Source organism: Williamsia muralis, assembly GCF_002735905.1.
Lineage (GTDB): Bacteria > Actinomycetota > Actinomycetes > Mycobacteriales > Mycobacteriaceae > Williamsia > Williamsia muralis_A.
This window is the reverse complement of the sequence record NZ_PEBD01000008.1, coordinates 102,217-126,461: the sequence shown is the minus strand read 5'-3', so window position 1 is coordinate 126,461 and position 24,245 is coordinate 102,217. Positions and strand designations below refer to the sequence as shown.

The following is a 24,245-nucleotide window of genomic DNA, read 5'->3' as shown; positions in this document are numbered from 1 at the left end:
GCCCAGCTTCTCACGACAGATGTGCGGTCGAGATACTTGGACTTCCTATAAAGTTTGTTCCCATGAGCACAATGTTTCGTGCCAGTACCGTCGACGGCATCCTGCGGCGGAGCGCGGCCAAGTTCCCTGATCGCATCGCACTCCGGTTCGCCGATCGCTCGTGGTCCTATCGCGATCTCGATATCGCTGTGAGCAGGGCAGCAGGGCACCTCAGGTCGATCGGTCTGAGCGGAGGAGACCGGGTCGCGGCATACGGCACCAACTCCGACGCCTATCTCATCGGATTCCTAGGCTGTGCCCGCGCCGGACTGGTCCATGTGCCTGTCAACTATGCGCTGAAGGGAGGCGAGCTCGAATACCTCGTCGGCCAGTCGGGAAGTCGTGCGGTGCTGGTTGACCCGGCACTTCGGCCCGGCCTCACGCCTGTCGCCGAATCGCTGGGTGTCGAGCACATCATTGCCTTACGTGACGATGCGGATTCGCTACTGGCGCGATGCAGTTCGGGAGACATCCCGGCCATCGACGCCCCGGTTGACGAGACCAGCCTGGTGCAATTGCTCTACACCTCGGGGACCACGTCGAAACCCAAGGGCGCGATGATGACCCACGGCGCGATGGTCCACGAATACGTGTCATCGGTGATGGCGCTCGCCTTCACCGAGTCGGACAATCCGCTCATCTGCATGCCGCTCTATCACTCGGCGGGCATGCACGTGTTCATGCTTCCGTACCTGTCGGTGGGCGCCACGATCAGCCTCATTGAGACCCCGAACATCCCGGAGATCCTGCGGCGCATCGAAGCCGAGAAGATCGGGTCGCTGTTCCTGGCGCCGACCGTGTGGGTTCCGCTGGCCGGTCATCCCGATCTCGAGACCCGTGATCTCTCGACCCTGCGTAAGGCCCAGTACGGTGCCTCCATCATGCCGGTCACCGTGCTGAATCGGCTACGCGAACGCTACCCCGACATCGCCTTTTACAACTGCTTCGGTCAGTCCGAAATCGGCCCATTGGCAACGGTTCTGCAACCTGAAGAGCACGCAGACCGGCCGGCATCGTGTGGCCGAGCTGTGTTCTTTGTCGAGACGCGAGTGGTGGACACCGACGGCAACGACGTCGCCGACGGCACCCCCGGTGAGGTGCTCTACCGCTCTCCGCAACTGTGCCAAGGCTATTGGGACAATCCCGCGGCCACCGAGGAAGCGTTCCGGGATGGCTGGTTCCATTCCGGTGACCTGGTCACCCGTGATGCCCAGGGCTACATCACCGTGGTCGACCGGATCAAAGACGTCATCAACACCGGTGGGATCCTGGTGGCCTCCCGCGAGGTCGAAGATGCGGTGTACACCCATCCCGGTGTCGCGGAGGTCGCGGTGATCGGTACACCGGATGAGAAGTGGATCGAGGCGATCACCGCGGTGGTGGTGCTGCGTCCGGACGCGGGCGAGGTGTCGCCCGATGGCCTCATCGCTCATGTCAAGGAGCAGATCGCTCCCTTCAAAGTGCCGAAACGCGTTGTGTTCGTGGATGAACTACCACGAAACCAGAGCGGGAAGCTGCTCAAGCGAGAACTGCGCAGCGGACTACAGGACTAGACTGCAACCCATGGCCAGAACAGTTGCGACCACCACAGACGTCGAACGCGAAGCGCTGCTGGACTTTGTCCGGCCGCGGCACCACATGCTGCTCAGTACGGTCCGAGCCGACGGCAGTCCGCAGCTGTCGCCGGTCACCGGTGGAGTGGACGAGGAAGGCCGCATCGTCATCTCGACGTACCCCGGCCGCGCCAAGACGGCCAACGCCCGCCGTAACAGCTCGGTGAGCGTGTGCGTGGTGTCCGACGAATGGAACGGTGCCTGGGTTCAGATCGATGGAACCGCCGAGGTGCTCGACATGCCTGAGGCCGAAGATGCGCTTGTCGACTACTTTCGCAGCATCTCGGGTGAGCACCCCGACTGGGACGATTACCGCAAGGCGATGCGTGTGCAAGGCAAATCGCTGATCCGGATCACCCCGTCACGCTGGAGTCCCATTGCCACCGGCGGATTTCCGGAAGACGTGGCTACCCGCCTCGACGCACAGGACTGACTCCGGCGGAGATTGCCCACGCACCGTCTTGTGCACCGCGCACGGGTTTGAACCGGTGCGCGGCGATCAAAGCGGTGCGACGGCGACGACGGCGCGCATTCTGCTCATTGGGCAGGTGGTCGCACCCCGACGTAGACACCCTGCGGCCGGAACCGCAGTCTTGGCTCCTCGTACTCCTCGATGGCGTGGGCAACCCATCCTGCGATTCGCGCTATCGCGAAGATCGTCTCGGCCGCGTCGGGTGACATGTCGAAGCGGACCGCGATCGCGGCCAGTGCCATATCCGAATTGAGGAACGCGGCATCGGTCTGGCCGGCCAAACCCCGCAACTCTTCGATGGTTCGGATGACCTTACGGTTGCCGCCGGTGGTGGTGGCCATCAACTCGAACAGGGCCTCGGCGCGCGGATCGTGGTCCCGGTACACCACGTGGCCGAAGCCGGGTGTGGCCTGTTCTGGCCCTGACCACAGCGCCAATGCACCCGAAGGATTGTCCAGAGCATCGGCCAGGAATCGTGACGCCCTGGTGGCGGCACCTCCGTGCAACGGCCCGTCGAGCGCACCGAGCCCCGCGGTGACCACGGAATAGATGCTGCCGCGCGCGCTCGCGGCCACCCTGGCCGCGACCGTGCTCGCGGTGAGGTCGTGGTCGGCCAGCAAGACCAGCGCGGCGTTCAGCAAGCGGACACGGCCGCGATTGGCCGGGATCGAGGTGAGCCGCGGCCACAGCCTCGCCGCGAGTGATGGCCCGATTGCGTCCTGACCCGAGGGGACAGGTAGACAATCGACCACCGTGTCGAGGATGCCGGCGCCCTTGCGGGTCACCACATCGTGGGTGAGTTGGTGGCGGAGGTTGTCGCGGGATCCGAGTACGTCGATGGCCATTCTGATCATGTCGACACGGCGACCGGCGGGGTTGCTGAGCGCCCTCAACTGCTTGATCACACTGCGGGGAAGCATGTTTCGACCCCAAACGGGCTCGCTCTGCCACAGCAACGCGCAAACCGCCTCGAAGTCCACCAAGGTGGAGAGCGCGGCGGCATCCTGGCCACGGTAGTAGAGGTGATCGTCGTCGAGCAGTGTGATCTGAGTTCGAATACGTTCGACGACGCCGGCCGGAGGTCGGCCGGCGGAACGCCGGGTCAGTGCGTCCACCTCGTCGACGGCGAACACGCTGCCCCGGACCCCGTCGACGGCAGCGCTGGTCAACAGCCCCCGACTCACGTAGGCGTACACGGTTTGCGTCTTGACGCCGAGCACCCGGGCGACTTGCGTGGTGGTGAGGTAGTCGCGTCCATCGTGTCGCAGCGGTGTGGGTCGCCGCCGACGGTGATGGGCCACGTGGTCGGTTGGTCGAACTGCCATCGTCGAGGTCCCTTCACATTGATTCGATCAACATTGACACATAGCAGCGGTCGGTCGAATGTGATTGCCAGACAACCACACTTAGGATCGGAGATTCACATGTCGGTGATGGTCGCCCCGCCGGGGTTGAGCAACGTCGTGGTCGCGGATACCGCGATTGGTGATGTACGTGGTGACGAGGGTTTCTATCAGTATCGCCAGTACTCGGCCATTGACCTGGCCAGGACGAAGACGTTCGAAGAAGTGTGGTTCTTGTTCGTCTACGGTCGTCTTCCGGACAGCGACGAGCTGGACACGTTTGTCGCCACGACGCGGGCCCTCCGCGCAATTCCCGAGGAACTGTCGTCGCTCCTACGCACGATTGCCCTGGCCGGCAACGAGCGGCAGATGCTCGCGCGACTACGTACCGTGTTGTCGGCGGCCGCAGCGACCACATCGGTTGTCCCGCTGTGGGATGCCGGTTCAGATCAGAGGATTGCCGACTCGCTGGCCGCCACGGCGATGACGCCGACCATCCTTGCCGCCTTGCACAGGATTCGAGCAGGTGAGGATCCGCTGCCACCGCGCGACGACCTCTCGACCGCAGAGAACTGGTTGTACGGTTTGACCGGCAAGGAACCGGAGCCAGAGCGCGCACGAGCGATCGAGCAGTACCTGATCGCCACCGTCGACCACGGATTCAACGCGTCGACGTTCACCGCCCGGGTGATTGCGTCGACCGGCGCCGATGTCTTCAGTGCGGTGTGTGGGGCACTCGGCGCATTCTCCGGACCCCTGCACGGCGGCGCGCCGGATCGGGCACTCGATGCGCTCGACGAGATCGCCGAGACCGGCGATGCGACCGCCTGGGCCAAAGCCCAGCTGGCGGGGCGTAGCCGCATCATGGGTTTCGGTCACGCGGTCTACCGCACCAATGATCCGAGGTCGGACCTGTTGCGCGACATCGCGTCCCGACTCGGCGGGCCGCTGGCCGAGTTCGCCATCGATGTGGAGAAGGATGTGGTGGCGGTGTTGGGCGAGGCCTATCCGGATCGTCCTCTCTACGCGAACGTCGAGTTCTATGCGGGAGTCGTCATGGACAGTTGCGGCGTGCCCCGACAGATGTTCACCCCCACCTTCGCGGTGAGTCGAATGGTGGGGTGGTGCGCCAACATTCTCGAGCAGGCCGAGGACCGCAAGATCATTCGCCCGAGCGCCCGATATGTGGGTCCGCCGGTTGTCCGGTGAGCCCAGTGGACCCGGTGAGGTGATCTCACCGGGTCCAAGTGTCGGGTGACATCGGTTGTGGTCAGCGCACCAACGGCATGATCGAGCGAACCGTAGCGCTGCGTAGCCACAGGCCGGCCCACACTGCGACGCCGACGGCAACCGGCAGGAAAATGCCTGCGCTGAGCGACTTTTCATCGATCATGTGTGATGTGGTCGCGCCGCCGAAGTATCCGGTCAGAAGTACCGCACCGAGGATCGCGGTCCGGGGGTACAGGTACAACGCAAGGCATCCCAGCATCACCACGCCCATGGCAATGATGTCGCCGTCGGTGAAGCCGAGCTCGTACGACGCCTTCGTCACCTCTTCTGGCAATGCCAGGTGTGAGATCGCGTCGACGAGCAGCAAGATGCTGACGAGTCCGGTCACCACGCGGCCGGCGATCTGAGACCTCCGGCTGATGGGGGACGGGGTCTGGGTGGAGGTGGCTGGGTTGTCGGCGATGGCGGTCATTTTGCGCTCCTGGGGTTGTGGCGGTTTGTCGGTCTTGTGAAGTGAGACCGTGCCGGAACACAGAACTAATCGCGGGAAGCAGCGGATGGTAGCTGTCACCTCAGGGGTACTACTTCTTCCCTGGTGTGGTCGGCCGCGATCGCGTTCGGCTGGTCCAACGCGACATCCCGCCCGTCAAATGCCGATGAACTCCTACCCGACCAATGGCGGATACTCAGCCGGTGAAGGGTGGGACGAACTCGCATCCCACTGCTTGAGGGTGTGCCGGGTCAAGCGCGTTCAGGACGAACTGCGCCGCACGGCGAGATCCCGCGATGCCGGTGTGCTCGGAGTAGTCCTGTGAACATCCGTCTTGCACAACGATGTTCGTGGCGTTCTCAGCGCGCAGCTCCCCGCTCGTGTACGGAACGACGAGTTCGTCGAAGCGGGTCATGATGTTGGTGTAGGTGATGTCGGGGTCATAGAGGCCATCGCGCTGCAGCTTCTTGAGCATGTCCGAGCCTTTGGTCATCTGCAGGCACGCCGCGCAGATGGCCCCGATGGTCTGCTGCTGGATCTGATCGATCCCGAGCGCTTTGGCGTAGGCCGCGATCTCACCGGCCGCGGCGACGTTGGTGCCGTTCCACAACGGCGCAAGGGAAATGTACTTGTCGACCTTGTCGGCTCCACCCAGGAACTTGATCCAGTAGGTGGGCATCAACGTGCCCTGCGAATGCCCCACGATGTCGACCTTGGCCGCGCCGGTCGATGCGCGCACCCTGTCGACAAAGGCGGCCAATTCGGCGGCACTCTTGTCGATGGATGCGAAGCCGCCGAGTGCGCTGATCGGCCACGGCGCCCACGGGATGGCGCCATAGGTCAAGGCGAAGACGCAGTAGCCGTTGTTCGCCAGCAACGGCGCGTACGTGCCCCAGTTGGTCTGGGCACCCCCGCCCGTGCCGTGCACGAGAACGACGGGCCTCGGATGCTCGGGAGTCGGCTTGCAATTCCAGTCGTTGGACCCGGGCAAGGAGCCTCCGGGCCGAGTGAGTTCGCTGGGGATACCGGCGAAGAAGTTGTAGTCGACGGGCAATGGATCCTTCGCCGCCACCGGACCGGTCCCGAACACTGTCCCCAGGGTCAACACGAGAGCAGCGATCACCCCGGCGATCTTCGCTCGTTGCATTCTGCTCCCACTGCCCATCGCAACTGGTTAGCTACGCTTCGAGGATAACCGGCAGCTCAGGCGGGGAGTCGGGATCGGTGAATCTCGCAGGAGTTCCCGACGCGTGGGACGGTCACTGGTTGTCGTAGGCGGCGCGGGCGGCGTAGACCACGTCCATGTTCGACTGCACCAGTTCGATCAGGCCGTGCAGCCGTTCGGCGATCTCCCGGCCCAGCGGCGTCAGCTCGTATTCGACTTTGGGCGGGATTGCCTCGAGCACCGTGCGGGTGAGCATGCCGTCGCGCTCGAGATTTTGCAGTGTCTGCGAGAGCATCCGTTCGCTGACTCCGTCGACTCGTCGGCGGAGTGCGTTGAATCGATAACTGCCCTCAGCGAGTGCCGCAAGAACGAGTAGCCCCCAGCGACCGGTGACGTCCTGGAGTGTCTCGCGGGATGAACAGTCACGCGCGAAGACGTCTGCTTCGAGAGAGTTGTCCACCTGGTCGGCCATTGCTCCACGATAACCCAGCTGTGACCAGGATGGTTACTCGTTAGCTTGCGCTTACTAAAAGTAAGCGCATACTGAAACGGTAGCGCCGAGAACGGCGCTTGAGACGGAGGATTTGAAATGCCAACAGCGGTCACCGGTGCCACCGGCCAACTGGGAACACTTGTCATCGACAGCCTTCTCGATCGAGGTGTGCCACCAACCGACATCGTCGCAGTAGTGCGAGATGCCACGAAAGCCACGGCCCTGCAGGGCAAGGGCGTCGAAGTTCGAACCGCCGACTACGACGACCCGGCGGCGCTACGGGCGGCGCTGACGGGAGTGGACAAACTTCTCCTCGTGTCGGGCTCGGAGGTCGGCCGACGGGTTGCCCAGCACATCAACGTCATCGATGCGGCCGAACAATCCGGTGTCCAGCTGATCGCGTACACGAGTCTGCTGAACGCCGACCGGAGCAACATCTCCCTCGCCCCCGAGCACCAGGCCACCGAGGCTCGTCTTGCCGAGTCGTCGGTTCCCACCGTGCTGCTGCGGAACGGTTGGTACTGGGAGAACTATGCGGCAGCCATCCCACAGGCGGTCGAGTCCGGGAAGCTTTACGGCGCCGCGGGCGAAGGACGCCTCGCCGCTGCCACCCGGGGCGACTTCGCCGCCGCCGCAGCCGCAGCTCTGACGCTCGACGATCAGGGCGGCAAGATCTACGAACTCGGTGGTGGCGAACGCCTCACCTATGCCGAGTTCGCCAAGGCCATCAGTGAGATCTCCGGCGCAGAAGTGACGTACCAGGACCTCCCGCAGGCCGACTACGCCGCCGCGCTGGGGCAGGCCGGCCTGCCGGATCCGGTCGCCGCCATGCTTGCCGATGCGGACGCCGGGATCTCGCGCGGCGAGCTGGACACGGCAAGTGGCGACCTGCAGGCGCTCATCGGACGGGAGTCGACCCCGGTCTCCGAGGTCATCCGGTCGGTTCTCAACTGAGCTCCGCCACAGAGTCGCTCAGCGGATGATCCGGGCGTAGAGGTCAGCCAGCTCGTCCACTGCCTGCGCCACATCCATCGCCGCCGAACCCGATCGGCGTAGAGCTGCCGTGAGGGCAGTGGTGTCCAATTCGGACAACACGTCGATCGGCGGTGGATGTGGCAGTCCGGGCATCTGGCGCCCGTCGCCGTAGAAGTCGATATCGGCCGGTGGTGCAGGGGCTCCGTCAGGCTCAGCCGAATCGGCTGATGGTGCGTCCCGCAGGTGGGCCAGCAGGACGCCGAGTTCAACCCCCATCACGGTGAGCAGAGTGCTGGGCTCCTTGTCGATCGACGCCGCTATCTCGAAACACACCGACAACACGTGGATACAGCGGTCACTGTCGTCGGGGCACGTGCAGTCGATTCGCAGATCCGACGCCTCGGTCGGGATCACCAGCGAACCGAGCAACTGCGGTTGCCTGCCGCGCGTCAGGGCGACCAGATCGTCCGTCTTGCCTTCATGCCGCAGCATGGAGACGACAGTCGCCGGATCGGCCGCGAGCGTGTTGATCTCGACCTCGAAGGGGTCGAGCTGGCTACCCTGCACCAGGGCGCTGACCCGGCCCGACCGCATCACCAGGTCGATGACGTTGTGGTCCCGAAAGTAGCTGCGCGCCTTGACGATCTTTCGCTGTTCGGCAGTCGGCTCGACGGCCAGCAGAAAAGCTTTGGACCACGGTGTGAGGCCGTAACCGCGTTCGGGCGCCTTCTTCTTGCGGCTCATTCGCTCACCGCCTCGTCGTGCAGGCGCATCAGCTCGTAGAGCTCATCGTCGCCGGTGTCGGCGAGCCAGTTCTCGCCGGTGGCCACGGTCAGCTCCGACAGCTCACGTTTGTCGGAGATGAGCTGGTCGATGCGCTCCTCCAGGGTTCCGACGCAGACGAACTTGCGCACCTCCACACGGCGCTCCTGGCCGATCCGGTACACGCGGTCGGTGGCTTGGTTCTCGACTGCGGGATTCCACCAGCGATCAAGGTGCACAACATGATTGGCGGCCGTGAGATTGAGTCCGGTGCCCCCGGCCTTGAGCGACGCGATCATCACAGGTGGCCCGTCCGCCTCGCCGAACTCGGCGACCAGTTTGTCCCGCGCCGAGCGACTGAGGCCTCCGTGCAGGAACGACAGGGAATGGCCCAGGCGGTCCGACAACCATGGTTCGAGCATCGTGCCGAATGCGGTGAACTGGGTGAAGACCAGGGCCCGCTCGCCGTCGGCGACGATGTTCTCGAGCATGTCCGCCAGCAATTCGACCTTGCCCGAGCGGTGTTCGTTCCGGCGGAGGATGGGGGAGCCGTCGCCGAGGTAGTGCGCGGGATGGTTGCAGATCTGTTTGAGCCGGGTCAGCGCTGCGAACACTGTTCGGCGTCGCTCACTGCCGGGCTGCCGGCTCTCGCCCTTTCCGAGTGCATCCATCAGGTCGTCGATGACGGCGCGGTAGAGCCCGGCCTGCTCGACGGTGAGGTTCGCCCGAACGGTCAGCTCGGTCTTCTCCGGTAGATCGGAGATCACACTGGGATCGGTTTTGACCCGCCGCAAGATGAACGGCGAGGTGACCGCCGACAGCCTGCGTACCGCATCCCGATCACGTTCGCGCTCAATGGGTTCGGCGTAGCGGTTCTTGAACACCGACGCGGTGCCCAGCAGTCCGGGATTGACCAGGTCGATGACCGAACGAAGATCCTCGAGCCGGTTCTCCACCGGGGTGCCCGTGAGGGCGACACGGTGACGGGCCGACATCGCCCGCACCGCTTTGGACTGGGCGGTGTTCACGTTCTTGATGTGCTGGGCTTCGTCCACCACGAGGCGGTCCCACTTCACCGCGCCCAGCAGCGCGCGGTCGCGCGACGCGATCGCAAACGTCGTGATGACAACATCCACCTTTGCCGCCGCCGGTTCGAAGTGCCCCTGGGTGAGGCGGCCTGGCCCGTGATGGACCAGCACCGTGAGGTGGGGTGCGAACTTGGTGATCTCTCGTTCCCAGTTACCGACGACCGACATCGGGCACACCAAAAGCGTTGTGCGCGAACCGGCATCATCTGGTGCTTTTTCGCCGCAGATCAGAGCGAGCACCTGGATGGTCTTACCCAGACCCATGTCGTCGGCGAGCACCGCGCCGATGCCGAGCGAACTCAGATGCCTCAGCCACTCCATCCCACGGTGTTGGTAGGGCCTGAGTTCGGCGTGCAGCGATGCGGGAGCCTCGAGCGGCGGTGGGGCCAGTTGCCCACCGCGCTTGATGTCGTCGAGCCATGACAGACCTTCCACCCGCCCGACCGGTAGCGGCAGCCGGTCGTCTCCGTCGGCGACGAGGTTGAAGAGCTCGCCCATGCCGGCCGGCTGACCTGACTCGGCCAGTGCCCGCTGAGTCTGGATGAACGCAGCCGACCTCGACAAGGCCGCGTTGTCGGCACGCACCCATTTGCCGCGAACCCTGACCAGATCACCTTTCTGGCGTGCCAGTGCCTCGAGTTCGGAGGCGTCGAGAATGTCGTCACCCAAGGCCAATTGCCATTGAAAGTCCCGGATTTCGCCGAGCCCCACCATGACAGCGCGAGAACGCGGTCCACCCTCGGGCTTGCCTCGCAGCGTCAGGGTCGGCCTCACATGGGCGATGGATCGGGGGAGCAGCACCTCGAACCCGGCGTCAGCCAACGCGGCGACTCCGGTGTCGAGCAGAGCCAGCACCGTGTCGGTGGAGAGCAGGAAATCAAGGGAGTGGTGGTCGTGGTGGGCGGCCTTGAGGTCGGGAAAAGCGCGGACGGCTCCGGCGACCTCGGTGGTGATCTCGTCGATCTGGTGTGGATCCAGCCTGCGCAACTCCACGGGTTGATCCGGGCGGTCCATGGTTCGCCGGCACACCTGAAGGCGCCACCGGGTCACCAGGTCGGAGTCGTCGTTGTCGTCTTCTTCGGGCTCGCACAGCCGGAGGACCAGCGCCGACTCGCCCTGCCGGAGGCCGTCGGCCCAGGTGGCCCACGCAGCCGCGGCGGACGCGGCCCGTTCCGCCGACATCTCCGGTGATTCGGTGTCCGGCAGCAGGGCTCGAACCAGGCTCGACCGCACTGAATGGGGGGCGATGTCGGAGCAGCGGATGCGGCAGAGATGGTCGGTCATCTCGCCGCAGAAGTCCATGATGGCGGTGGAATCGCCGTTCTCCAAGATCACCGGTGGCGCGGACGCGATGGCCGTAGAGAGCCAGGCCCGCCAGCCCGCCGTGGTGAGCGGGGCCCAGCGTACTGCCCACTCGCCGGCGACCCGATTCACCGCCGGAGCGACGGCCCCGGCGCCGACAAAACGCTCGGTGGATTCCAAAAGGAAACGGTAATAACGTAATTCGCCACCGACGGCAGGGTCATCGTTGACCGACCGCAGCAGGTCGCACGAGGCCGCCGGGCCCAGCGTCAGCGATGCGACGTCGCGACGGGTGGGCCCGGGGCCGGCAACGGTGATGGTGCGCCGCAGTGACCGTCCCGACACCGCTGTGGCGACCGGCTCCGGTAACCCGTCGGGCACGTGGCCGGTGCACGGTTGGCCGTCTGCGTCGGTGAACCACAGCGACAACCCCACCCCTGAGCGCCACAAAGCGTGCGCCGCCGCTGTCGCAACCACGTCAACATGGTGGCACGCCGGTGCGACAGCCGACGCCGAGCGGGCCGCTGATCACTTCCAGCGTGCGAGTACCTCGCCTGCGCGTTCGGCCAAGACCATCTGCAGGATCGGACCGAAGCTGACTCGCGCGACACCGAGCGCAGCCAGGGCCGCCTTGTCGTCGTTGGCGGGGTGACCGATCGCGTTGACCGGGAGCGGGAGTTCGGCGGTGAGGCGCTTGTGGACGTCGTCGGAGTGGAAGCCGACGGGGTAGAGCACGTCGGCGCCGGCGGCGGCCGCCAGTTTCAAGCGGTCGATGGCGCGGTCGACGCGGTCGTTCTCATCGCCGACCTGTTTGACGAACAGGTCGGTGCGGGCGTTGATCACCACGTGGGTGTCGGTGGCGTCTGATGCTGCACGCAGTGCTCCGACGAAGTCGGCATGCTCCTGTGCCTCACGCAGACGCCCACCTTCGCTGTGCACTGTGTCCTCGATGTTCAGACCGACGGCGCCGACGCTGAGCAGCCCATCGATCAGGCGCTTGGGGTCTTCGCCGTAGCCGGACTCGATGTCGACCGAGATCGGTACGTCGACTGCCTCGGTGATCTGCTTGATGCGGGTGATCAACTCGTCGAAGGTGATGCCCTCGTTGTCGGGCTTGCCGATGGAATCCGACACCGGGTGACTGCCCACGGTCAGGGCCGTGAAACCGGCGGACACGGCGAGATTCGCCGACCACGCATCCCACACCGTCGGAAGGATCACCGGGTTTCCTGGCTGGTGGAGTTCGAGCAGAGTGGTTGCCTTGCTTGCGAGATCAGTCATGGTTCCTACAACTACGCCCGTTCGAGTGGCCATTCCATCGGTTCCCACATGCTGGACCCCGGGGCCCACGCCGTTCCTTTCGGATGTGGTCTGCATCTCACCGAGCAGTCTCGCGGCGCCTCGATGCCGAATTGACAGAGTGACATTTTCGCGGCCTGTTCACCTATTGATTCGTACCGCCCACTAACTGCTTGGGAGACGCCGTATGCACTTCATCCGGAGGTGGTGGCGGCAGCCGTTCGACTATCAATGGACGCTGAACTACCACCGGTCGCGCGGATCCCTGGTCGTCAACCGCCAGGCCGTCGGGATGTGGTCGTTCTTCTACGGGGTGGCCGCGCTCCTGTCGCTGGGGTCGCCGGCCGGTCCACGCGAGACCATCGCCGCGCAAGGTGCGGTCGCGGTCGCTGCGGTCAGCAGCATGGTCGTCGGCCTGGCCTGGCTCCGGGGCCCATGGCCGTCCAGACGAGGTGCGCAGTTGTTCCTCGTCTATTCCGACCTGGGTGTGGCGGTGGTGCTCTTCACGTTCACCGACCCGTTCATCGCGATGACCGGCTGCGTGTTGTTCGCGGTGACCGCCGCCCACATCAGTGCTTTCCACAGCCCGCGATGGCTGGCCGCGCATCTGGTGTTCGCCACGTCGACCACGGTCGCGTTGTACCTCAAGGTTCTGGTCACTCCCGGGCAAGATCTGTTCATCGCATCCGCTCTGCTTGCCGTCTTGCTATCGGTTCTGTTGTCGGCGCCGATCATGTTGCAGTCCGGCCTGCTCAACCTCGGCCACGACGCCAGCGATGCGTTTCGCGATCACCTCACGCAACTCCGCAATCGACGCGGACTGGAAGTGGACTTCCCTCAACTGCGCTTCGACGGGCCCCGGACCTTGCTGGCTGTGCTGATGCTGGACATCGATGGGTTCAAGACGGTGAACGATCAGCACGGGCACCACGCGGGAGACACAGTCCTCGAACTCGCCGCCTCCAGACTTTCCGCGACGGCGGGCCCGGCAGCGCTGGTGGCCAGGGTCGGTGGCGAGGAGTTCGCGGTCGCCGTCACGGGCTCGGCCGAGCAGCTGGTCGACCTGGCCGAACGGCTCCGGATCGTGCTGCGCAACCCGCATGACGCGTACCCGATCACGGTGAGCATCGGGGTTGCCGTGGCGGCGCACTGCACCACGAAGTCCGGACGCCTTCGACCGACGATCGCTCTGTTGAGTGAACTTGCGCCGTCGGCTGACGCCGCGATGTACCAGTCGAAGAAACGCGGAGGAGATGCGGTGACCTTCGCGCCACCCGCCGTCGAGCACGATCTGCCGCCAAAGAGCGCCGAGGTCGACCGATGAGTTGAGGGCAGCCCGGTGGTCGGTATTGGCAGGCGATGACCATCGGCGGTGACCGCCGGCGAGGAGGATCGACATGCTCGACATCAACAACGCGTTCAGCGGGTTCGCGGTCAAGGACATCGAGGAGGCCCGGAGCTTCTACTCCGAGACACTCGGTCTCGAGGTCGAGGACGGTCCGATGGGGTTGCTCAACCTCCACCTGACCGGCAGCACCAATGTGCTGGTGTATCCCAAGCCCGACCACGAACCGGCAGTGTTCACCATTCTCAACTTCGAGGTCCCCGACATCGACGCGGCGGTGACCGCGCTGACCGAACGAGGGGTCGAGTTCGTCCGCTACGACGACTTCGACCAAGACGAGCGGGGGATCTTTCGTGGATCTCGAAACGACCAGGGTCCGGACATCGGATGGTTCCGGGATCCCTCAGGCAATGTGCTGTCGGTCATCGGAGTGTGACGGCCACCGGTGAGGCTGCCGCTCAGCCACCCTCATCGCTGGTAAGGGCCGTGAGTCGAACAGATGAACATTCCGCGATAGGCGACACAAGTTTGCGATAAGCGGCAGAATGTACAGCGTGACTTTTCTTGAGCGGCCGAATCGCCATTCCCCGGTCAAGCCAGTGGCGGTCCGCCGTGAAAGTCGGCAGACGGTGCCTCGGGAGATGACCGGGGTGTTGTGGGACCCCAGCTTCGGGGGCCACCGGCCGCCGCGGCCCTCTGTCACACGCGAGACCCGCAGCCACACGCCCCACGAGAAACCGCGCATCTCCATCACGGGCAGCGACCTGACGATGTTGCTGTCGATGTCGGGGCTGTTGGGCGGAGTGCTCGGGGTGGTCGGGCTGATCGAACTCAATTCCTAGAGCGCGTGCGCGTCACCCGACCCATGTCGTTGCGTCTAAATCATCCGTGTGTGCTCAGTGGCCTTCCAGGTCGAGGGTGCGCAGGTTGATCCGACGGGCGACGACATCGTCGGCAACGTCCTTGAGTGAGCGATCGTGGCGAAACGAGAAGGCGCGCAACCTGGCGAGCCCCTCATCGGCAGACACGGCCAGTTGGGCGGCCACCATGCCGGATGCGAGGTAGACGTCTGATCGGGAGAACCTGTCCGTCGTGTGGTCTTGTGCGTGACTCATGTCGGCCGCCGCCGTGGCAACCCGGTCGTCGTAGTCACCCTGGGTGGCGAGGTACTCGTGCCAATTGCGGGTGACCGTGTACCCGGCAGTGGAAGCCGCGGTGGTCGCGGCCTCGTGCTGATCGGGAGTGAGCTCACCGGCTGTTCGCCGGTACAACTCGAGCACAGCCAGGGGGGTGCCGCCGGCGGCAACCGGGAAGGCGAACAGCGCCCGCGCACCCAGTCCGATGGCCTCCCCGATGAAGGTTGGCCACCTGCTGACGGTGTGATTGTCCAGGTCGGCGAGCAAGCGGGCGTCGTCGTTCTCGTATGCATCCAGGCAAGGGCCCTCGCCCAGCGTGAACTGCAGGTCGTCCAACCGGTGAGCCACCGAGTCCGTGGCGTACACCAGATCGCGGACCCGGCTGGAGGTGGTCAACAATGTCAGGGCGGCGCCATCAACGCCTGCGGCGTATACAACCTGCTCGCACAGGGGGGCCAGACCGATGGAGACCGAGCCGCGTCCAGCGGGGGTGTCATTGCCACAACTCCGCCAGCTTCCCATCGGTCTCCCTTCCGGTTGGAGGAGTCACCTGTGGTGACTACCGGGACGCGCCAGCCCGGATCGCGTCGTGATCAATTTCGTGTCTGTGGCGAACTACCCACAGCGAATAACCGCGAGTGCGGACAGCCAAACATGGCCTGAAAGCGCTGTATGGCAGTGCTTTCGGAAGGCTGTTCCTCGGAAGTCAGCCAGACTGCACCGTCACCCGTTTGATCCGGTCGTCGCCGTCTCGTGCATCGCCACGACCGTCAGTGTTGTTGGTGAGCAACCAGAGCGATCCGTCGCGGGCAACTGTGACATCTCGTATCCGGCCGAACTCGCCGACGAAGAGGTCTCGCCCGGTCTCGGGTGCGGCCACCGGAACGGCGCGGATGCGCTCACCGCGCAGGTTGGCGATGTAGATCGTGTCGCCGGCGATCGTAATCCCGCTCGGGCTCGCGTCGTCGGGATCCCACTGCTGAACGGGATCGATGTAGATGCTGTCGAACTGCTCGCTCTTGCCCTCCGCGCGGGGCCAACCGTAGTTGCCACCCTTCCTGATGATGTTCAGCTCGTCCCAGGTGTCCTGGCCGTACTCGGACGAGAACATCGTGCCGTCGGCCGCCCAGGCGATTCCCTGAACATTGCGATGTCCGAGCGACCACATCGGGCTGCCGGCTGTGGGATTGTCAGCGGGCACCTCTCCATCCGGGGTGATCCGCAGGATCTTGCCGGAGAGGCTGGCGGGGTCCTGCGCTTTGGGCCGGTCCTGGGCGTCGCCGGTGGAGATGTAGAGCATGCCGTCGGGACCGAACGCGATGCGGCCACCGTTGTGGGTGCGCCCGCCCGGAATGCCGGAAAGAATGGATTCAACCGGGCCGAGTCCGAGATCTCCGGTTGATCCGGTCAGGCGGTATCGCACGACACGGTTGTCGCCGTCGTCACTGGTGAAGTAGACGTACAGGAACTCCTCCCGCACGGCGAGACCTAGCAACCCGCCCTCGCCTGCGGGTGCGACATCGGCCACCGCGCCCATCACCCGGGTGCGGTCGCCGACGACTTCGAGAATGTTGCCGGAGTCGCGTTCGCTGATGAGCGGTGCATCTCCGGCGAAGACGATCGACCACGGCGCGTCGAGCCCGGCGACGACATCTGCGGGTTCGTCCGCAGGAGCGACACTCGCCGATGGTCGACTCGACCCGGTCGAACCGGAAGACTCTGTCGGACCGACCGACTGCGCGGGTCTGTCCGCGTTGTCGGAGACGCTGCACCCGGCGACGAGCACGGCGCCCGCGAGTACCAACGCGGCGAGTCTGTGTGTCATGAGCGCTTCCGGTCGGTGGAGTAGGCCGGTGGAACGCGCCGTTGCCGGCGGCGGGCGTGTCTGGGTCCCTGGAGAAACTGATCCCTGGGAAAAACGGTACCCGGACGCCGCGCCGCCGACCTGTCCTCGCTGGTCAGTCTGCCAGCTTGAAACCGACCTTCACCGTCACCTGGAAGTGGGCGATCTCGCCGTTCTCCACATGGCCACGGGTTTCCACCACCTGGAACCAGTCGATGTTCTTCAGGGTTTCAGCGGCGCGGGACAGCGCGGTCTTGATCGCGTCGTCAGAGCTGGTGGTCGAGGACCCGACGATCTCGGTGACCCGATAGACGTTGTCGCTCATGCTTCTCGATTCTGTTGAAGGGCGGATCCGGCTGTGGCTCAGCCTCGACACCGGGAGATGCCGACTGTCCCAGCCTCCCGACGCCGATGAGGCAGCGCAACCTTTACGACGTCGCCGAATCTTTGTCGGTCACCGGATGCACGCGGCTTAACCGCGCAACTAATAAGTTGCACCGGGCTCGACCACCGCGAGCATGTCGCCGCCTGCCGCAAAGCGTCGTAGATTCTCGGCGAGCCACGGCGCCATCGTGCGGGTCAGACCCGCGGACGGATTGGCCACATGCGGAGTGATGATCACGTTCGGCAGGTCCCACAGCGGGTCGTCGGCGGCGGGCGGCTCCGGATCGGTCACGTCGAGGGCGGCGCCTGCGATCTCCCCGGCCACCAATGCGTCCCGGAGGGCTATTTCGTCGACGAGTGGACCGCGCGCCACGTTGATCAACCAGGCATGTCGGGGCAGCGCAGCAAGAGTGCGGGCATTGATGAGATGGCGGGTGTCGTCGGTGGCCGGAGCCGCGAGGACCACGTGGTCGATGAGACCCCAGACCTCGTCGATCCTGCTCGCCGGCAGCGTCACCGACGCGCCCTCGACGGGCCGGCCGGATCTGTTGACCGCGATCACCTGTGCGCCGCATGCCTTCAACCGCGGTATCAGCGACCGGGCGATGCCACCGGCGCCGATGATCCCGACCGTAGAGCCGTGGAGCGACCGCACAGCCGGGTCGATCGCCTTCTCATCCCAGTGTCGTAGGACCGCGACGTTGATCTGGCGTAGGCCGGCCAGTAAGAGCGCGAGGGCGTGCTCGGCGACGTTCTCGGCGTAGAACCCCGACGCATTGGTCCAGATCCGACGATCGTCGAGCAACCCCGCGCGCAGGAACGACTCGATGCCTGCCAGCCGCAGCTGCACCCACTCGATGTTGTCGGGAAGCGGATCGGGGAAACCGTCCACATTGCCGATCCACACGAGGGCCCGCGCCTCGGCGAGGTCGGCGAGGGTGCCACCGGCGGACGCGATGGCTTCGGCGAGGTGGGGATCGGAATGGGGCAGCAGAGCCACCGGGATGGGGGCGGTCATCCGGCCACCTGGCCCGTCGGGCCGCCGTCACGCAGTGCCCGAGCCGCAGTGGTGGCGAGTTGGTCGGCGATCTCGTTGTAGTGGTCGCCGGCGTGACCCTTGACCCAGCGCCACTCCACATCATGGCGAGCGCACTGGGCGATCAGTTCGCGCCAGAGCTCGCTGTTCTTGACCGGCTTCTTGTCCTTGGTCAGCCAGCCGTTGTTCTGCCAGCCGGCCGCCCACTTCATGATGCCGTTGCGCACGTAGGTGCTGTCGGTATAGAGAATGACCTTCGACGGCTTCTTGAGCGCCTCGAGTCCCTTGATGGCCCCGGTCAGTTCCATTTTGTTGTTCGTGGTCGCAGGATCGGCACCCGACAACTGTTTCTCGTGATTCTTGTACCGCAGCACCGCGCCCCACCCGCCCGGCCCGGGATTGCCGAGGCATGCTCCGTCGGTCGAGATCTCGATCGGAGTCGCCATGTCGATGTCGTCGGCCATGGCGAAGAGGCTACCGTCGCGTCGAGACCGAATGCAGCAGCCCGACTGCCGCACACCCGAGACGGTGAACGCAGGCTCAGATCCCCGGGAGGTAACACGTGCCCACCTTCGACCTTCGTGACCTGGACGCCCCCGTGATCGGCGCTCCGATGGCCGGTGGGCCCAGCACGCCGGCGCTTGCGGCTGCGGTGACAAATGCCGGCGGCATGGGTTTTCTGGCCGGAGCCCTGTTGAACGGCGAGAAGCTGGTCGCCGACATCGAGGAGGCGAGGTCTCTGACGTCGGGGCGACTGGGGGTCAATCTCTTTGTCCCGCAACCAAATGCCGGTGATCTGGCGCAGATCGAGGCTTACGCAGCAGAACTCGCGCCACTGGCAGACAAGTTCGGTGCTTCGCTCGGTGAGCCGCGATACGACGACGACGCCTGGACGGAGAAGCTCGAGGTGTTGCTCGACCTCAAGCCCGACGCAGTGTCCTTCACCTTCGGATGCGCCACGGCCGATGAGATCCGGCGACTGACCGATGCAGGCATCTTCACACTCGGCACCGTGACCACGTCCGCCGAGGCGGACATCGCACTCGGCCGCGGAGTCGACGCGCTGGTGGCGCAGGGCCCAGGCGCCGGTGGGCACCGCGGGACCTTCGACCCCACCGCCGAACCCGCACTGGGCAGCCTCGACGAACTCCTCGCCGACGTGGTCGGACGGGGGGTCGGTGTGGTCGCGACCGGAGGGATCACGACTCCTGAGGAAGTGAGCCGGGTACTCGCCCTCGGCGCACAGGCGGTCCAGGTGGGCACCGCGTTCCTGCTCGCCGACGAGGCGGGGACCAATGCCGTGCACCGCGCCGCCCTGGTGAATCCCGATTTCACGACGACGGGAGTCACGCAAGCGTTCTCGGGCCGCTACGCGAGGGGTCTTTACAACCGGTTCATGCAAGAACACGACGCTTCCGCGCCGTTCGCGTACCCGCAGATCCACCATCTGACCGGGCCCCTGCGGAAGGCTGCGGTCGCTGCGGGTGATCCGCACTCGACCAACCTCTGGGCCGGTACGGACTTTCGCAACGCCACTTCCGGTACGGCTGAATCCATTGTGGCCAGGCTCGTGTCGGCCCTCTGACGTTGTTCGGGCGTTCATTGGTCCGCCTGGATGTGAATACGTTCAGACTTCGAAACCCACTGATCTTGACACCCGACGTTGTAACGTACAAAGTTCATGTGAACGCACGGTTGCAGGAGGCGGATCGGCAGAGCACACTTGCCGTTCGGTGTACGCCTGTGTACTGAGCTGAATCAAAGTCGCTGCCATGTTTCTGCAGGCAGCAGTCGGTGTCGCCCCTTGTAGGTGTACGTGCGTTTACTGTATTTTTACTGAGAATCTTCAGCTGAGTGGATTCGACCCAGTGTGGTGTGAGGTGGCGGGGAGTCGATGTTGACACAAGGTGAGAACGTGCTGGCGGCGTCCGAAGGCGGCGGAGCGGCACTGGATCAGGTCTTCGGCATGAGCGCGGCTGCCGGGGTGGTGTCGGTGATCCTGCTCTGGGTGGGCTATCTCCACCGCACCCGGAAGATCACCTGGCTCGCGTCCGCGGCCGAGTGGGCCGGTCGCCGTCTGAACCGCCCGCCATGGGCGGCGCTGCCCGTCTTCCTGTTCACCAGCACCATCATCTGCGCGCTGTTCGGGTTCATCTGGGACGTCAGTCTGCACATCGGCAAAGGTCGCGACGAGGGGCCACTGGCGAACCCGGCTCACTACTTCATCCTCGTCGGCCTGTTCCTGCTCTTCATCGCGGGGATGCTGGCCGTCTTCCTGCCATACGACAAGCCCGGTCCGGCAGCCGTTCGGATCACGCGCACCTGGTACGCACCCGTCGGTGGCATCCTGATGGCCGGCTGCGGCTTCTACGCGCTGGTCGGTTTCCCCCTCGACGACATCTGGCACCGCATGTTCGGCCAGGACGTCACCCTGTGGGGCCCCACCCATCTGATGTTGATCGGCGGTGCCGGGTTGTCGCTGATCGCAGTGGTGTTGCTCGACCGTGAGGGCCGCGCCGCGATGGGCGAGAACGCGCCGGCCGACGGGTGGGGCAACTGGCTGACCCGGTGCATGGCGTTCGGCGGACTCATCATCGGCCTGTCGGTCTTCCAGATCGAGTACGACTTCGGTGTCGAGCAGTTCCGGCTTGTCCTGCAGCCCATGATGATCGCCGGCGCGGCAGCGTTCGCCCTGGTTGCGGTCCGGATGACGCTGGGGCCCGGGTCTGCCATCGCCGCAGCACTTTTCGCGGTGGCCATCAGGGGGATCGTCGCACTGGTCGTCGGTCCCGCACTCGGAGCACCGATCAACTTCTTCGCGCTGTATCTCGGCCCGGCCGTGGTGGTCGAACTGCTGGCCCTGACACCTTTGGTGAGACGACCGGTGTTGTTCGGGGCTATCTCCGGACTCGGCGTGGCCACCCTCGGCCTGTGGATCGAGTCGTGGTGGATCGATGCGGTGTACCACTACCCGTGGCCGACCGGGATGTGGGCTGAAGCCCTGGCAATGGCGATCCCGGTCAGCATCGCCACCGGTGTGTGCGGCGCTCTGTTGGCCGTCATCTTGCGAGGCGAGCCGCTGCCGCGTCCCCGCCTCAGTGCTGTGGCAGTGGTGCTCACGGTCCTGATCGTCGGAGGGGCCGTTGCCAACGGGTTGCGCACCGAGGTGCCGGAAAATGCCAGCGCCACAATCACCCTCACCGATGTGCCAAGCACGGACGGTCGCATGGTGACGGCCGAGGTGACGATCGATCCGCCGGGGCTGGTCAGTGACGACCCCGAATGGGTGTCGATCCTCTCGTGGCAGGGCGGCATCGAGAACGACCGCGGTCTCTTCATCGATCCGCTCGAACGCGTCGGTGCCGGTATCTACCGGTCCACCGAGCCGGTGCCGGTGTCGGGGACGTGGAAAACGCTTCTGCGCGTGCAGGATGGCACGACGATGACCGCCGTGCCGATCTTCTTGCCCGCCGACCCGGGTATCGGCGCCCCTGAGGTGGCTGCGGAATCGACGATGACGCGCGAGTTCATGCCCGAGATCAAGATCTTGCAGCGAGAGCGCAGCTTCGACTACCCGAGCTGGGTGTTCACGGTCGCCGGCCTGGTGGTGTTGGCGTGCTCGTTGATCTTGATCGCAGCGTTGTCGTGGGGTGCCGGCCGGATCAACAACAAGCAGCAGGAGACCGGGGCCCGCACGGACACGCGACCGACAGTGCAACCGCAGACCTGATGGGCGACAACAACGTCCAGTATCTGGCCGGCCACTCACTGCTGTTGGCCGCGCCGGCGTTCTTCCCGGCGCTCATCCTGGTGATCGTGATCGTTGTCATCGCAGTCAGGGATCGACGGCGCGGCGACGATGACGGGTCCGGTCTCGAAGGCGACGTCGAACGCGACTCCATCGAGAAAGACGGCGACGAATACGTTCGCGACGACGGAGACGCCGGAGACGCCCGGGGATGATCGTTGCGCATGGCCTGGGCGGATCCGAAGACCTGCCCATCCCGTACACGTCTGTGCTCATCGGTGGGGCATGGGCTCTGACGTTCTCGTTCGCAGTGGTGGTTTTCGCATGGCGTACACCGAGGTTCGGTCCGGACAGACCAGGGCGGCCGGCACCGCTGTGGGTTGCTCGTTTCGTCGATTCTCCGGTGACACGCACCGTGGCGGCGGTGCTGGCTCTGGTGTTCGCGGTGTGGGTGATGATGGCCGGGGTCTTCGGGCCAGATTCGGACGACAACCCCTTCGCGGGAAGCTTTTACATTCTTCTCTGGGTGGGACTTGTTGTTCTGTCCGTACTGGTCGGCCCGGTGTGGCGGGTCATCTCGCCGATCCGCACCGTCTACCGATTCGGTAGCCGAGTTGTCGGCCGACCGCGATCCGACCGCACGCGCATTTACCCCACGACGTGGGGTTACTGGCCCGCAGCCATGGGGTTGTTCGCCTTCGTCTGGCTCGAGCTCGCCTCACCTGAGCCCGATTCGGTCCCGGCCATCCGGATCTGGCTGCTCTGCTACGTGCTGATCATGGTCGTAGGCGCTGCCGTCTGGGGAGACCGCTGGCTCACCAGGTCCGACCCGTTCGACGTCTACAGCGTCGTTGCTTCCCGTCTTTCGGTATTCGGTCGTGACCGGGCAACCGGGCGGATCGTCGTCGTGAACCCGATGAATCATCTGACCACGCTTCCGATTCTGCCCGGCACGGTGGTTCTGTTGTCGGTGCTGCTCGGCTCCACCGCTTTCGACAGCTTCTCCGACTTTCCCCAGTGGAAGGACTATGTGGAGTCGATCGGCGGCGGAGATGTGGGCTCCTCGGCGGCACACACCCTTGCCCTTGTCGTTTTCATCGCGGTGGTGTTCGGAACCTTCACGCTCGCCACCCGCGCCACCGGTGGCGTGAGTCCGGCGCAGCGACAAGCACTTCCGGGCCAACTCGCCCACACGCTGATCCCCATCGTGATCGGGTACGTGCTGGCCCACTATCTGCAATACCTGGTGGAGAAGGGGCAGGAGACGTTCCTGGCTCTCGGCGATCCGCTCGGCCGAGGGTGGAATGTGCTGTGGCTCCAAGACGCCCACCCCGGTTATGTTCTCTCCCAACACCCGACCGTGGCGGCCACGCTCAAGGTCGGGTTTGTCCTCGGCGGTCACATCGCCGCAGTCATAGCCGCGCACGATGCGTCGTTGCGACTTCTTCCGGCACGTCACCAGCGCACCGGCCAGTTGGCGCTGTTGCTGACGATGGTTGCGTACACCTTCCTCGGCCTGTACCTGCTTTTCGGTGGTTGACCGCCCGGTCAGGCGAAGCCGCGAAGATGATCAACAACCATTTCCGGCACCAGATGATCGTCGGCGCCGTTGGACCGCTCCGGGAAGTCGAAGACGGCCAGCATCATCTGCATGGGATAGGTCGGGGGATTGACGCATCGCCGGACAAACGTGCCGTCGACGTAGAACTCGACTGCATCGGTGGTCCACTCAACCCCGTAGTCATGGAAGTCGCCAACGTCGATGGGCAGCACGGTCGTCGTGAAATCGTCGACCACCGACGGATCGCGAAACGGATGCAGACCGGTACCCACCGCGGCAGAGGGCGACGAGGTGATGGTGTCACCGAAGATCTCGGCCACACAGATCTCGGCGCTGCGCTCGGGAACGTCTTCAAGGCCCACCATCCACCAGGCGAACATGGATCTGGGCGAGATGGTGGCACGCATCCGGATCTCCAGGTAGCCGCCCGCCGGCGTCCAGCCGCGAAGCTCCGGTTGGTGCTCCCGCACCACGGCCCCGTCGAAAGGCGGTTGCTGTCCCAGAGTGCTGCCGACAGCACCGGATCCGTTGCCCGACTGGATACCGGACACCCGTAGCGGGGAGTGCTCGCCCGCCAGCCACAGCGGCTGCTCCGGTGGGATGGACAGATGCAGACAGGAGTCGGAGATCTTGTAGGTGGCCGCGGTGTGCGACCGCGAACTCCAGGCGGGCAAGTAGTGCGGGGACCACACGGCCGGGTCCAACTCGTGGTTGTCGAACTCCTCGGAGAAGGTCAGGCGTCGGCCGCTGATGTCGGAGACCACGTGGGTTACTGCCCGTCCGTGGAACCCTCGGTTCCACCCAGAGCATGCCCGCGGTTGATCTCGTGCCCGTGCTCGCCGGCCTCGTAGACAGCGGCCTGTCTCAGGAGCTCATCGGTCTCGCCGATGGGCTCGTCGTCTTCAAATGGAAAGGTCATCG

Annotated in this window: 25 protein-coding genes; 11 read left to right on the top strand and 14 right to left on the bottom strand. The window is 65.0% G+C overall.

Going from position 1 to position 24,245, the window contains the following annotated elements; genetic code table 11:
• Positions 1-62 precede the first annotated feature (62 nt).
• Together CSW57_RS09570 and CSW57_RS09565 are read left to right on the top strand one after the other, a co-directional pair.
• The gene (locus CSW57_RS09570) at positions 63-1,592 is read left to right on the top strand and encodes an acyl-CoA synthetase (RefSeq protein ID WP_099382593.1); all 1,530 of its coding nucleotides are present in this window, start codon (positions 63-65) and stop codon (positions 1,590-1,592) included.
• Between the two features lie 10 nt (positions 1,593-1,602).
• Positions 1,603-2,085, top strand: coding sequence for a PPOX class F420-dependent oxidoreductase (locus tag CSW57_RS09565; RefSeq protein WP_099382592.1), 483 nt, complete (start codon positions 1,603-1,605; stop codon positions 2,083-2,085).
• 104 nt (positions 2,086-2,189) lie between these two features.
• On the opposite strand, the gene CSW57_RS09560 is transcribed toward CSW57_RS09565, so the two are convergent.
• Positions 2,190-3,449 carry a citrate synthase gene (locus CSW57_RS09560; RefSeq protein WP_099382591.1) on the bottom strand — a complete coding sequence of 420 codons (1,260 nt, stop codon included), beginning with the start codon at positions 3,447-3,449 and terminating at the stop codon, positions 2,190-2,192.
• 99 nt (positions 3,450-3,548) lie between these two features.
• Between CSW57_RS09560 and CSW57_RS09555 the strand changes: the two genes are divergently transcribed.
• Entirely contained in the window at positions 3,549-4,676 is a 1,128-nt protein-coding gene (locus CSW57_RS09555; protein WP_099382590.1) for a citrate/2-methylcitrate synthase, read from the top strand.
• A gap of 61 nt (positions 4,677-4,737) precedes the next feature.
• Here CSW57_RS09555 and CSW57_RS09550 read toward each other — a convergent pair whose 3' ends face one another.
• The 3 genes from CSW57_RS09550 to CSW57_RS09540 form a co-directional block, all read right to left on the bottom strand.
• A complete protein-coding gene (locus tag CSW57_RS09550) occupies positions 4,738-5,169 on the bottom strand; it encodes a DoxX family protein (RefSeq protein WP_099382589.1) in 432 nt (143 codons plus the stop codon).
• A 214-nt stretch (positions 5,170-5,383) separates the two neighbouring features.
• Positions 5,384-6,334 (bottom strand): esterase/lipase family protein, encoded by a 951-nt coding sequence (locus CSW57_RS09545; protein ID WP_223249154.1) that lies wholly within the window; start codon positions 6,332-6,334, stop codon positions 5,384-5,386.
• Between the two features lie 112 nt (positions 6,335-6,446).
• Positions 6,447-6,824, bottom strand: a complete 378-nt coding sequence (locus CSW57_RS09540) for a winged helix-turn-helix transcriptional regulator (protein WP_099382587.1) — start codon at positions 6,822-6,824, stop codon at positions 6,447-6,449.
• A gap of 117 nt (positions 6,825-6,941) precedes the next feature.
• Here CSW57_RS09540 and CSW57_RS09535 point away from each other — a divergent pair, with 117 nt between their 5' ends.
• A complete protein-coding gene (locus CSW57_RS09535) occupies positions 6,942-7,799 on the top strand; it encodes an SDR family oxidoreductase (RefSeq protein ID WP_099382586.1) in 858 nt (285 codons plus the stop codon).
• A gap of 18 nt (positions 7,800-7,817) precedes the next feature.
• Here the strand turns inward: CSW57_RS09535 and CSW57_RS09530 are convergent, their stop codons facing one another.
• Genes CSW57_RS09530 through CSW57_RS09520 form a run of 3 tightly spaced genes read right to left on the bottom strand, consistent with a single transcriptional unit; the run spans position 7,818 to position 12,253 of the window.
• Complete coding sequence (locus CSW57_RS09530; protein ID WP_099382585.1) at positions 7,818-8,564, bottom strand: SWIM zinc finger family protein; 747 nt, start codon at positions 8,562-8,564, stop codon at positions 7,818-7,820.
• Positions 8,561-11,449: a DEAD/DEAH box helicase gene (locus CSW57_RS09525; RefSeq protein WP_099382584.1), complete on the bottom strand. Its 2,889-nt coding sequence runs from the start codon at positions 11,447-11,449 to the stop codon at positions 8,561-8,563. Before CSW57_RS09525 ends, CSW57_RS09530 begins: the two co-directional genes overlap by 4 nt.
• 51 nt (positions 11,450-11,500) lie before the next feature.
• Complete coding sequence (locus CSW57_RS09520; protein WP_099382583.1) at positions 11,501-12,253, bottom strand: isocitrate lyase/PEP mutase family protein; 753 nt, start codon at positions 12,251-12,253, stop codon at positions 11,501-11,503.
• Positions 12,254-12,458: 205 nt separating this feature from the next.
• On the opposite strand from CSW57_RS09520, the gene CSW57_RS09515 reads away from it, so the two are divergent.
• The 3 genes from CSW57_RS09515 to CSW57_RS09505 all read left to right on the top strand — a co-directional run bounded on the left by CSW57_RS09515 (position 12,459) and on the right by CSW57_RS09505 (position 14,458).
• Positions 12,459-13,595, top strand: coding sequence for a GGDEF domain-containing protein (locus CSW57_RS09515; RefSeq protein ID WP_099382582.1), 1,137 nt, complete (start codon positions 12,459-12,461; stop codon positions 13,593-13,595).
• A 73-nt stretch (positions 13,596-13,668) separates the two neighbouring features.
• On the top strand, positions 13,669-14,052 hold the full coding sequence (locus tag CSW57_RS09510; protein WP_099382581.1) for a VOC family protein: 384 nt from the start codon (positions 13,669-13,671) through the stop codon (positions 14,050-14,052).
• Between the two features lie 118 nt (positions 14,053-14,170).
• Positions 14,171-14,458 carry a hypothetical protein gene (locus tag CSW57_RS09505; RefSeq protein WP_143696505.1) on the top strand — a complete coding sequence of 96 codons (288 nt, stop codon included), beginning with the start codon at positions 14,171-14,173 and terminating at the stop codon, positions 14,456-14,458.
• A 54-nt stretch (positions 14,459-14,512) separates the two neighbouring features.
• On the opposite strand, the gene CSW57_RS09500 is transcribed toward CSW57_RS09505, so the two are convergent.
• From CSW57_RS09500 to rnhA, 5 genes are all read right to left on the bottom strand, one after another.
• A complete protein-coding gene (locus CSW57_RS09500; protein ID WP_099382579.1) occupies positions 14,513-15,274 on the bottom strand; it encodes a GAF and ANTAR domain-containing protein in 762 nt (253 codons plus the stop codon).
• Between the two features lie 184 nt (positions 15,275-15,458).
• Positions 15,459-16,577 carry a PQQ-dependent sugar dehydrogenase gene (locus CSW57_RS09495; RefSeq protein WP_099382578.1) on the bottom strand — a complete coding sequence of 373 codons (1,119 nt, stop codon included), beginning with the start codon at positions 16,575-16,577 and terminating at the stop codon, positions 15,459-15,461.
• A 133-nt stretch (positions 16,578-16,710) separates the two neighbouring features.
• Positions 16,711-16,920, bottom strand: coding sequence for a dodecin (locus tag CSW57_RS09490; protein ID WP_099382577.1), 210 nt, complete (start codon positions 16,918-16,920; stop codon positions 16,711-16,713).
• A gap of 159 nt (positions 16,921-17,079) precedes the next feature.
• A complete protein-coding gene (locus CSW57_RS09485) occupies positions 17,080-17,997 on the bottom strand; it encodes a D-isomer specific 2-hydroxyacid dehydrogenase family protein (RefSeq protein ID WP_099382576.1) in 918 nt (305 codons plus the stop codon).
• Entirely contained in the window at positions 17,994-18,479 is a 486-nt protein-coding gene (gene rnhA, locus CSW57_RS09480) for a ribonuclease HI (RefSeq protein WP_223249153.1), read from the bottom strand. Before rnhA ends, CSW57_RS09485 begins: the two co-directional genes overlap by 4 nt.
• A 98-nt stretch (positions 18,480-18,577) precedes the next feature.
• Here rnhA and CSW57_RS09475 point away from each other — a divergent pair, with 98 nt between their 5' ends.
• From CSW57_RS09475 to CSW57_RS09460, 4 genes are all read left to right on the top strand, one after another.
• A complete protein-coding gene (locus CSW57_RS09475; protein ID WP_099382575.1) occupies positions 18,578-19,600 on the top strand; it encodes a nitronate monooxygenase in 1,023 nt (340 codons plus the stop codon).
• Between the two features lie 309 nt (positions 19,601-19,909).
• Entirely contained in the window at positions 19,910-21,745 is a 1,836-nt protein-coding gene (locus CSW57_RS09470; protein ID WP_099382574.1) for a hypothetical protein, read from the top strand.
• On the top strand, positions 21,745-21,978 hold the full coding sequence (locus tag CSW57_RS09465) for a hypothetical protein (RefSeq protein WP_099382573.1): 234 nt from the start codon (positions 21,745-21,747) through the stop codon (positions 21,976-21,978). Before CSW57_RS09470 ends, CSW57_RS09465 begins: the two co-directional genes overlap by 1 nt.
• Positions 21,975-23,303 (top strand): hypothetical protein, encoded by a 1,329-nt coding sequence (locus CSW57_RS09460; RefSeq protein WP_099382572.1) that lies wholly within the window; start codon positions 21,975-21,977, stop codon positions 23,301-23,303. Before CSW57_RS09465 ends, CSW57_RS09460 begins: the two co-directional genes overlap by 4 nt.
• 8 nt (positions 23,304-23,311) lie before the next feature.
• On the opposite strand, the gene CSW57_RS09455 is transcribed toward CSW57_RS09460, so the two are convergent.
• Complete coding sequence (locus CSW57_RS09455) at positions 23,312-24,088, bottom strand: glycoside hydrolase family 16 protein (RefSeq protein ID WP_223249152.1); 777 nt, start codon at positions 24,086-24,088, stop codon at positions 23,312-23,314.
• Positions 24,089-24,093: 5 nt separating this feature from the next.
• Positions 24,094-24,243 carry a hypothetical protein gene (locus CSW57_RS24430; RefSeq protein WP_189339197.1) on the bottom strand — a complete coding sequence of 50 codons (150 nt, stop codon included), beginning with the start codon at positions 24,241-24,243 and terminating at the stop codon, positions 24,094-24,096.
• Positions 24,244-24,245 lie beyond the last annotated feature (2 nt).

Coding starts and splice junctions, on each gene's coding strand:
- CSW57_RS09570 (WP_099382593.1), top strand. CDS start 63: ATGAGCACAATGTTTCGTGCCAGTACCGTCGACGGCATCCTGCGGCGG.
- CSW57_RS09565 (WP_099382592.1), top strand. CDS start 1,603: ATGGCCAGAACAGTTGCGACCACCACAGACGTCGAACGCGAAGCGCTG.
- CSW57_RS09560 (WP_099382591.1), bottom strand. CDS start 3,449: ATGGCAGTTCGACCAACCGACCACGTGGCCCATCACCGTCGGCGGCGA.
- CSW57_RS09555 (WP_099382590.1), top strand. CDS start 3,549: ATGTCGGTGATGGTCGCCCCGCCGGGGTTGAGCAACGTCGTGGTCGCG.
- CSW57_RS09550 (WP_099382589.1), bottom strand. CDS start 5,169: ATGACCGCCATCGCCGACAACCCAGCCACCTCCACCCAGACCCCGTCC.
- CSW57_RS09545 (WP_223249154.1), bottom strand. CDS start 6,334: ATGCAACGAGCGAAGATCGCCGGGGTGATCGCTGCTCTCGTGTTGACC.
- CSW57_RS09540 (WP_099382587.1), bottom strand. CDS start 6,824: ATGGCCGACCAGGTGGACAACTCTCTCGAAGCAGACGTCTTCGCGCGT.
- CSW57_RS09535 (WP_099382586.1), top strand. CDS start 6,942: ATGCCAACAGCGGTCACCGGTGCCACCGGCCAACTGGGAACACTTGTC.
- CSW57_RS09530 (WP_099382585.1), bottom strand. CDS start 8,564: ATGAGCCGCAAGAAGAAGGCGCCCGAACGCGGTTACGGCCTCACACCG.
- CSW57_RS09520 (WP_099382583.1), bottom strand. CDS start 12,253: ATGACTGATCTCGCAAGCAAGGCAACCACTCTGCTCGAACTCCACCAG.
- CSW57_RS09515 (WP_099382582.1), top strand. CDS start 12,459: ATGCACTTCATCCGGAGGTGGTGGCGGCAGCCGTTCGACTATCAATGG.
- CSW57_RS09510 (WP_099382581.1), top strand. CDS start 13,669: ATGCTCGACATCAACAACGCGTTCAGCGGGTTCGCGGTCAAGGACATC.
- CSW57_RS09500 (WP_099382579.1), bottom strand. CDS start 15,274: ATGGGAAGCTGGCGGAGTTGTGGCAATGACACCCCCGCTGGACGCGGC.
- CSW57_RS09495 (WP_099382578.1), bottom strand. CDS start 16,577: ATGACACACAGACTCGCCGCGTTGGTACTCGCGGGCGCCGTGCTCGTC.
- CSW57_RS09490 (WP_099382577.1), bottom strand. CDS start 16,920: ATGAGCGACAACGTCTATCGGGTCACCGAGATCGTCGGGTCCTCGACC.
- CSW57_RS09485 (WP_099382576.1), bottom strand. CDS start 17,997: ATGACCGCCCCCATCCCGGTGGCTCTGCTGCCCCATTCCGATCCCCAC.
- rnhA (WP_223249153.1), bottom strand. CDS start 18,479: ATGGCCGACGACATCGACATGGCGACTCCGATCGAGATCTCGACCGAC.
- CSW57_RS09470 (WP_099382574.1), top strand. CDS start 19,910: ATGTTGACACAAGGTGAGAACGTGCTGGCGGCGTCCGAAGGCGGCGGA.
- CSW57_RS09465 (WP_099382573.1), top strand. CDS start 21,745: ATGGGCGACAACAACGTCCAGTATCTGGCCGGCCACTCACTGCTGTTG.
- CSW57_RS09460 (WP_099382572.1), top strand. CDS start 21,975: ATGATCGTTGCGCATGGCCTGGGCGGATCCGAAGACCTGCCCATCCCG.
- CSW57_RS24430 (WP_189339197.1), bottom strand. CDS start 24,243: ATGACCTTTCCATTTGAAGACGACGAGCCCATCGGCGAGACCGATGAG.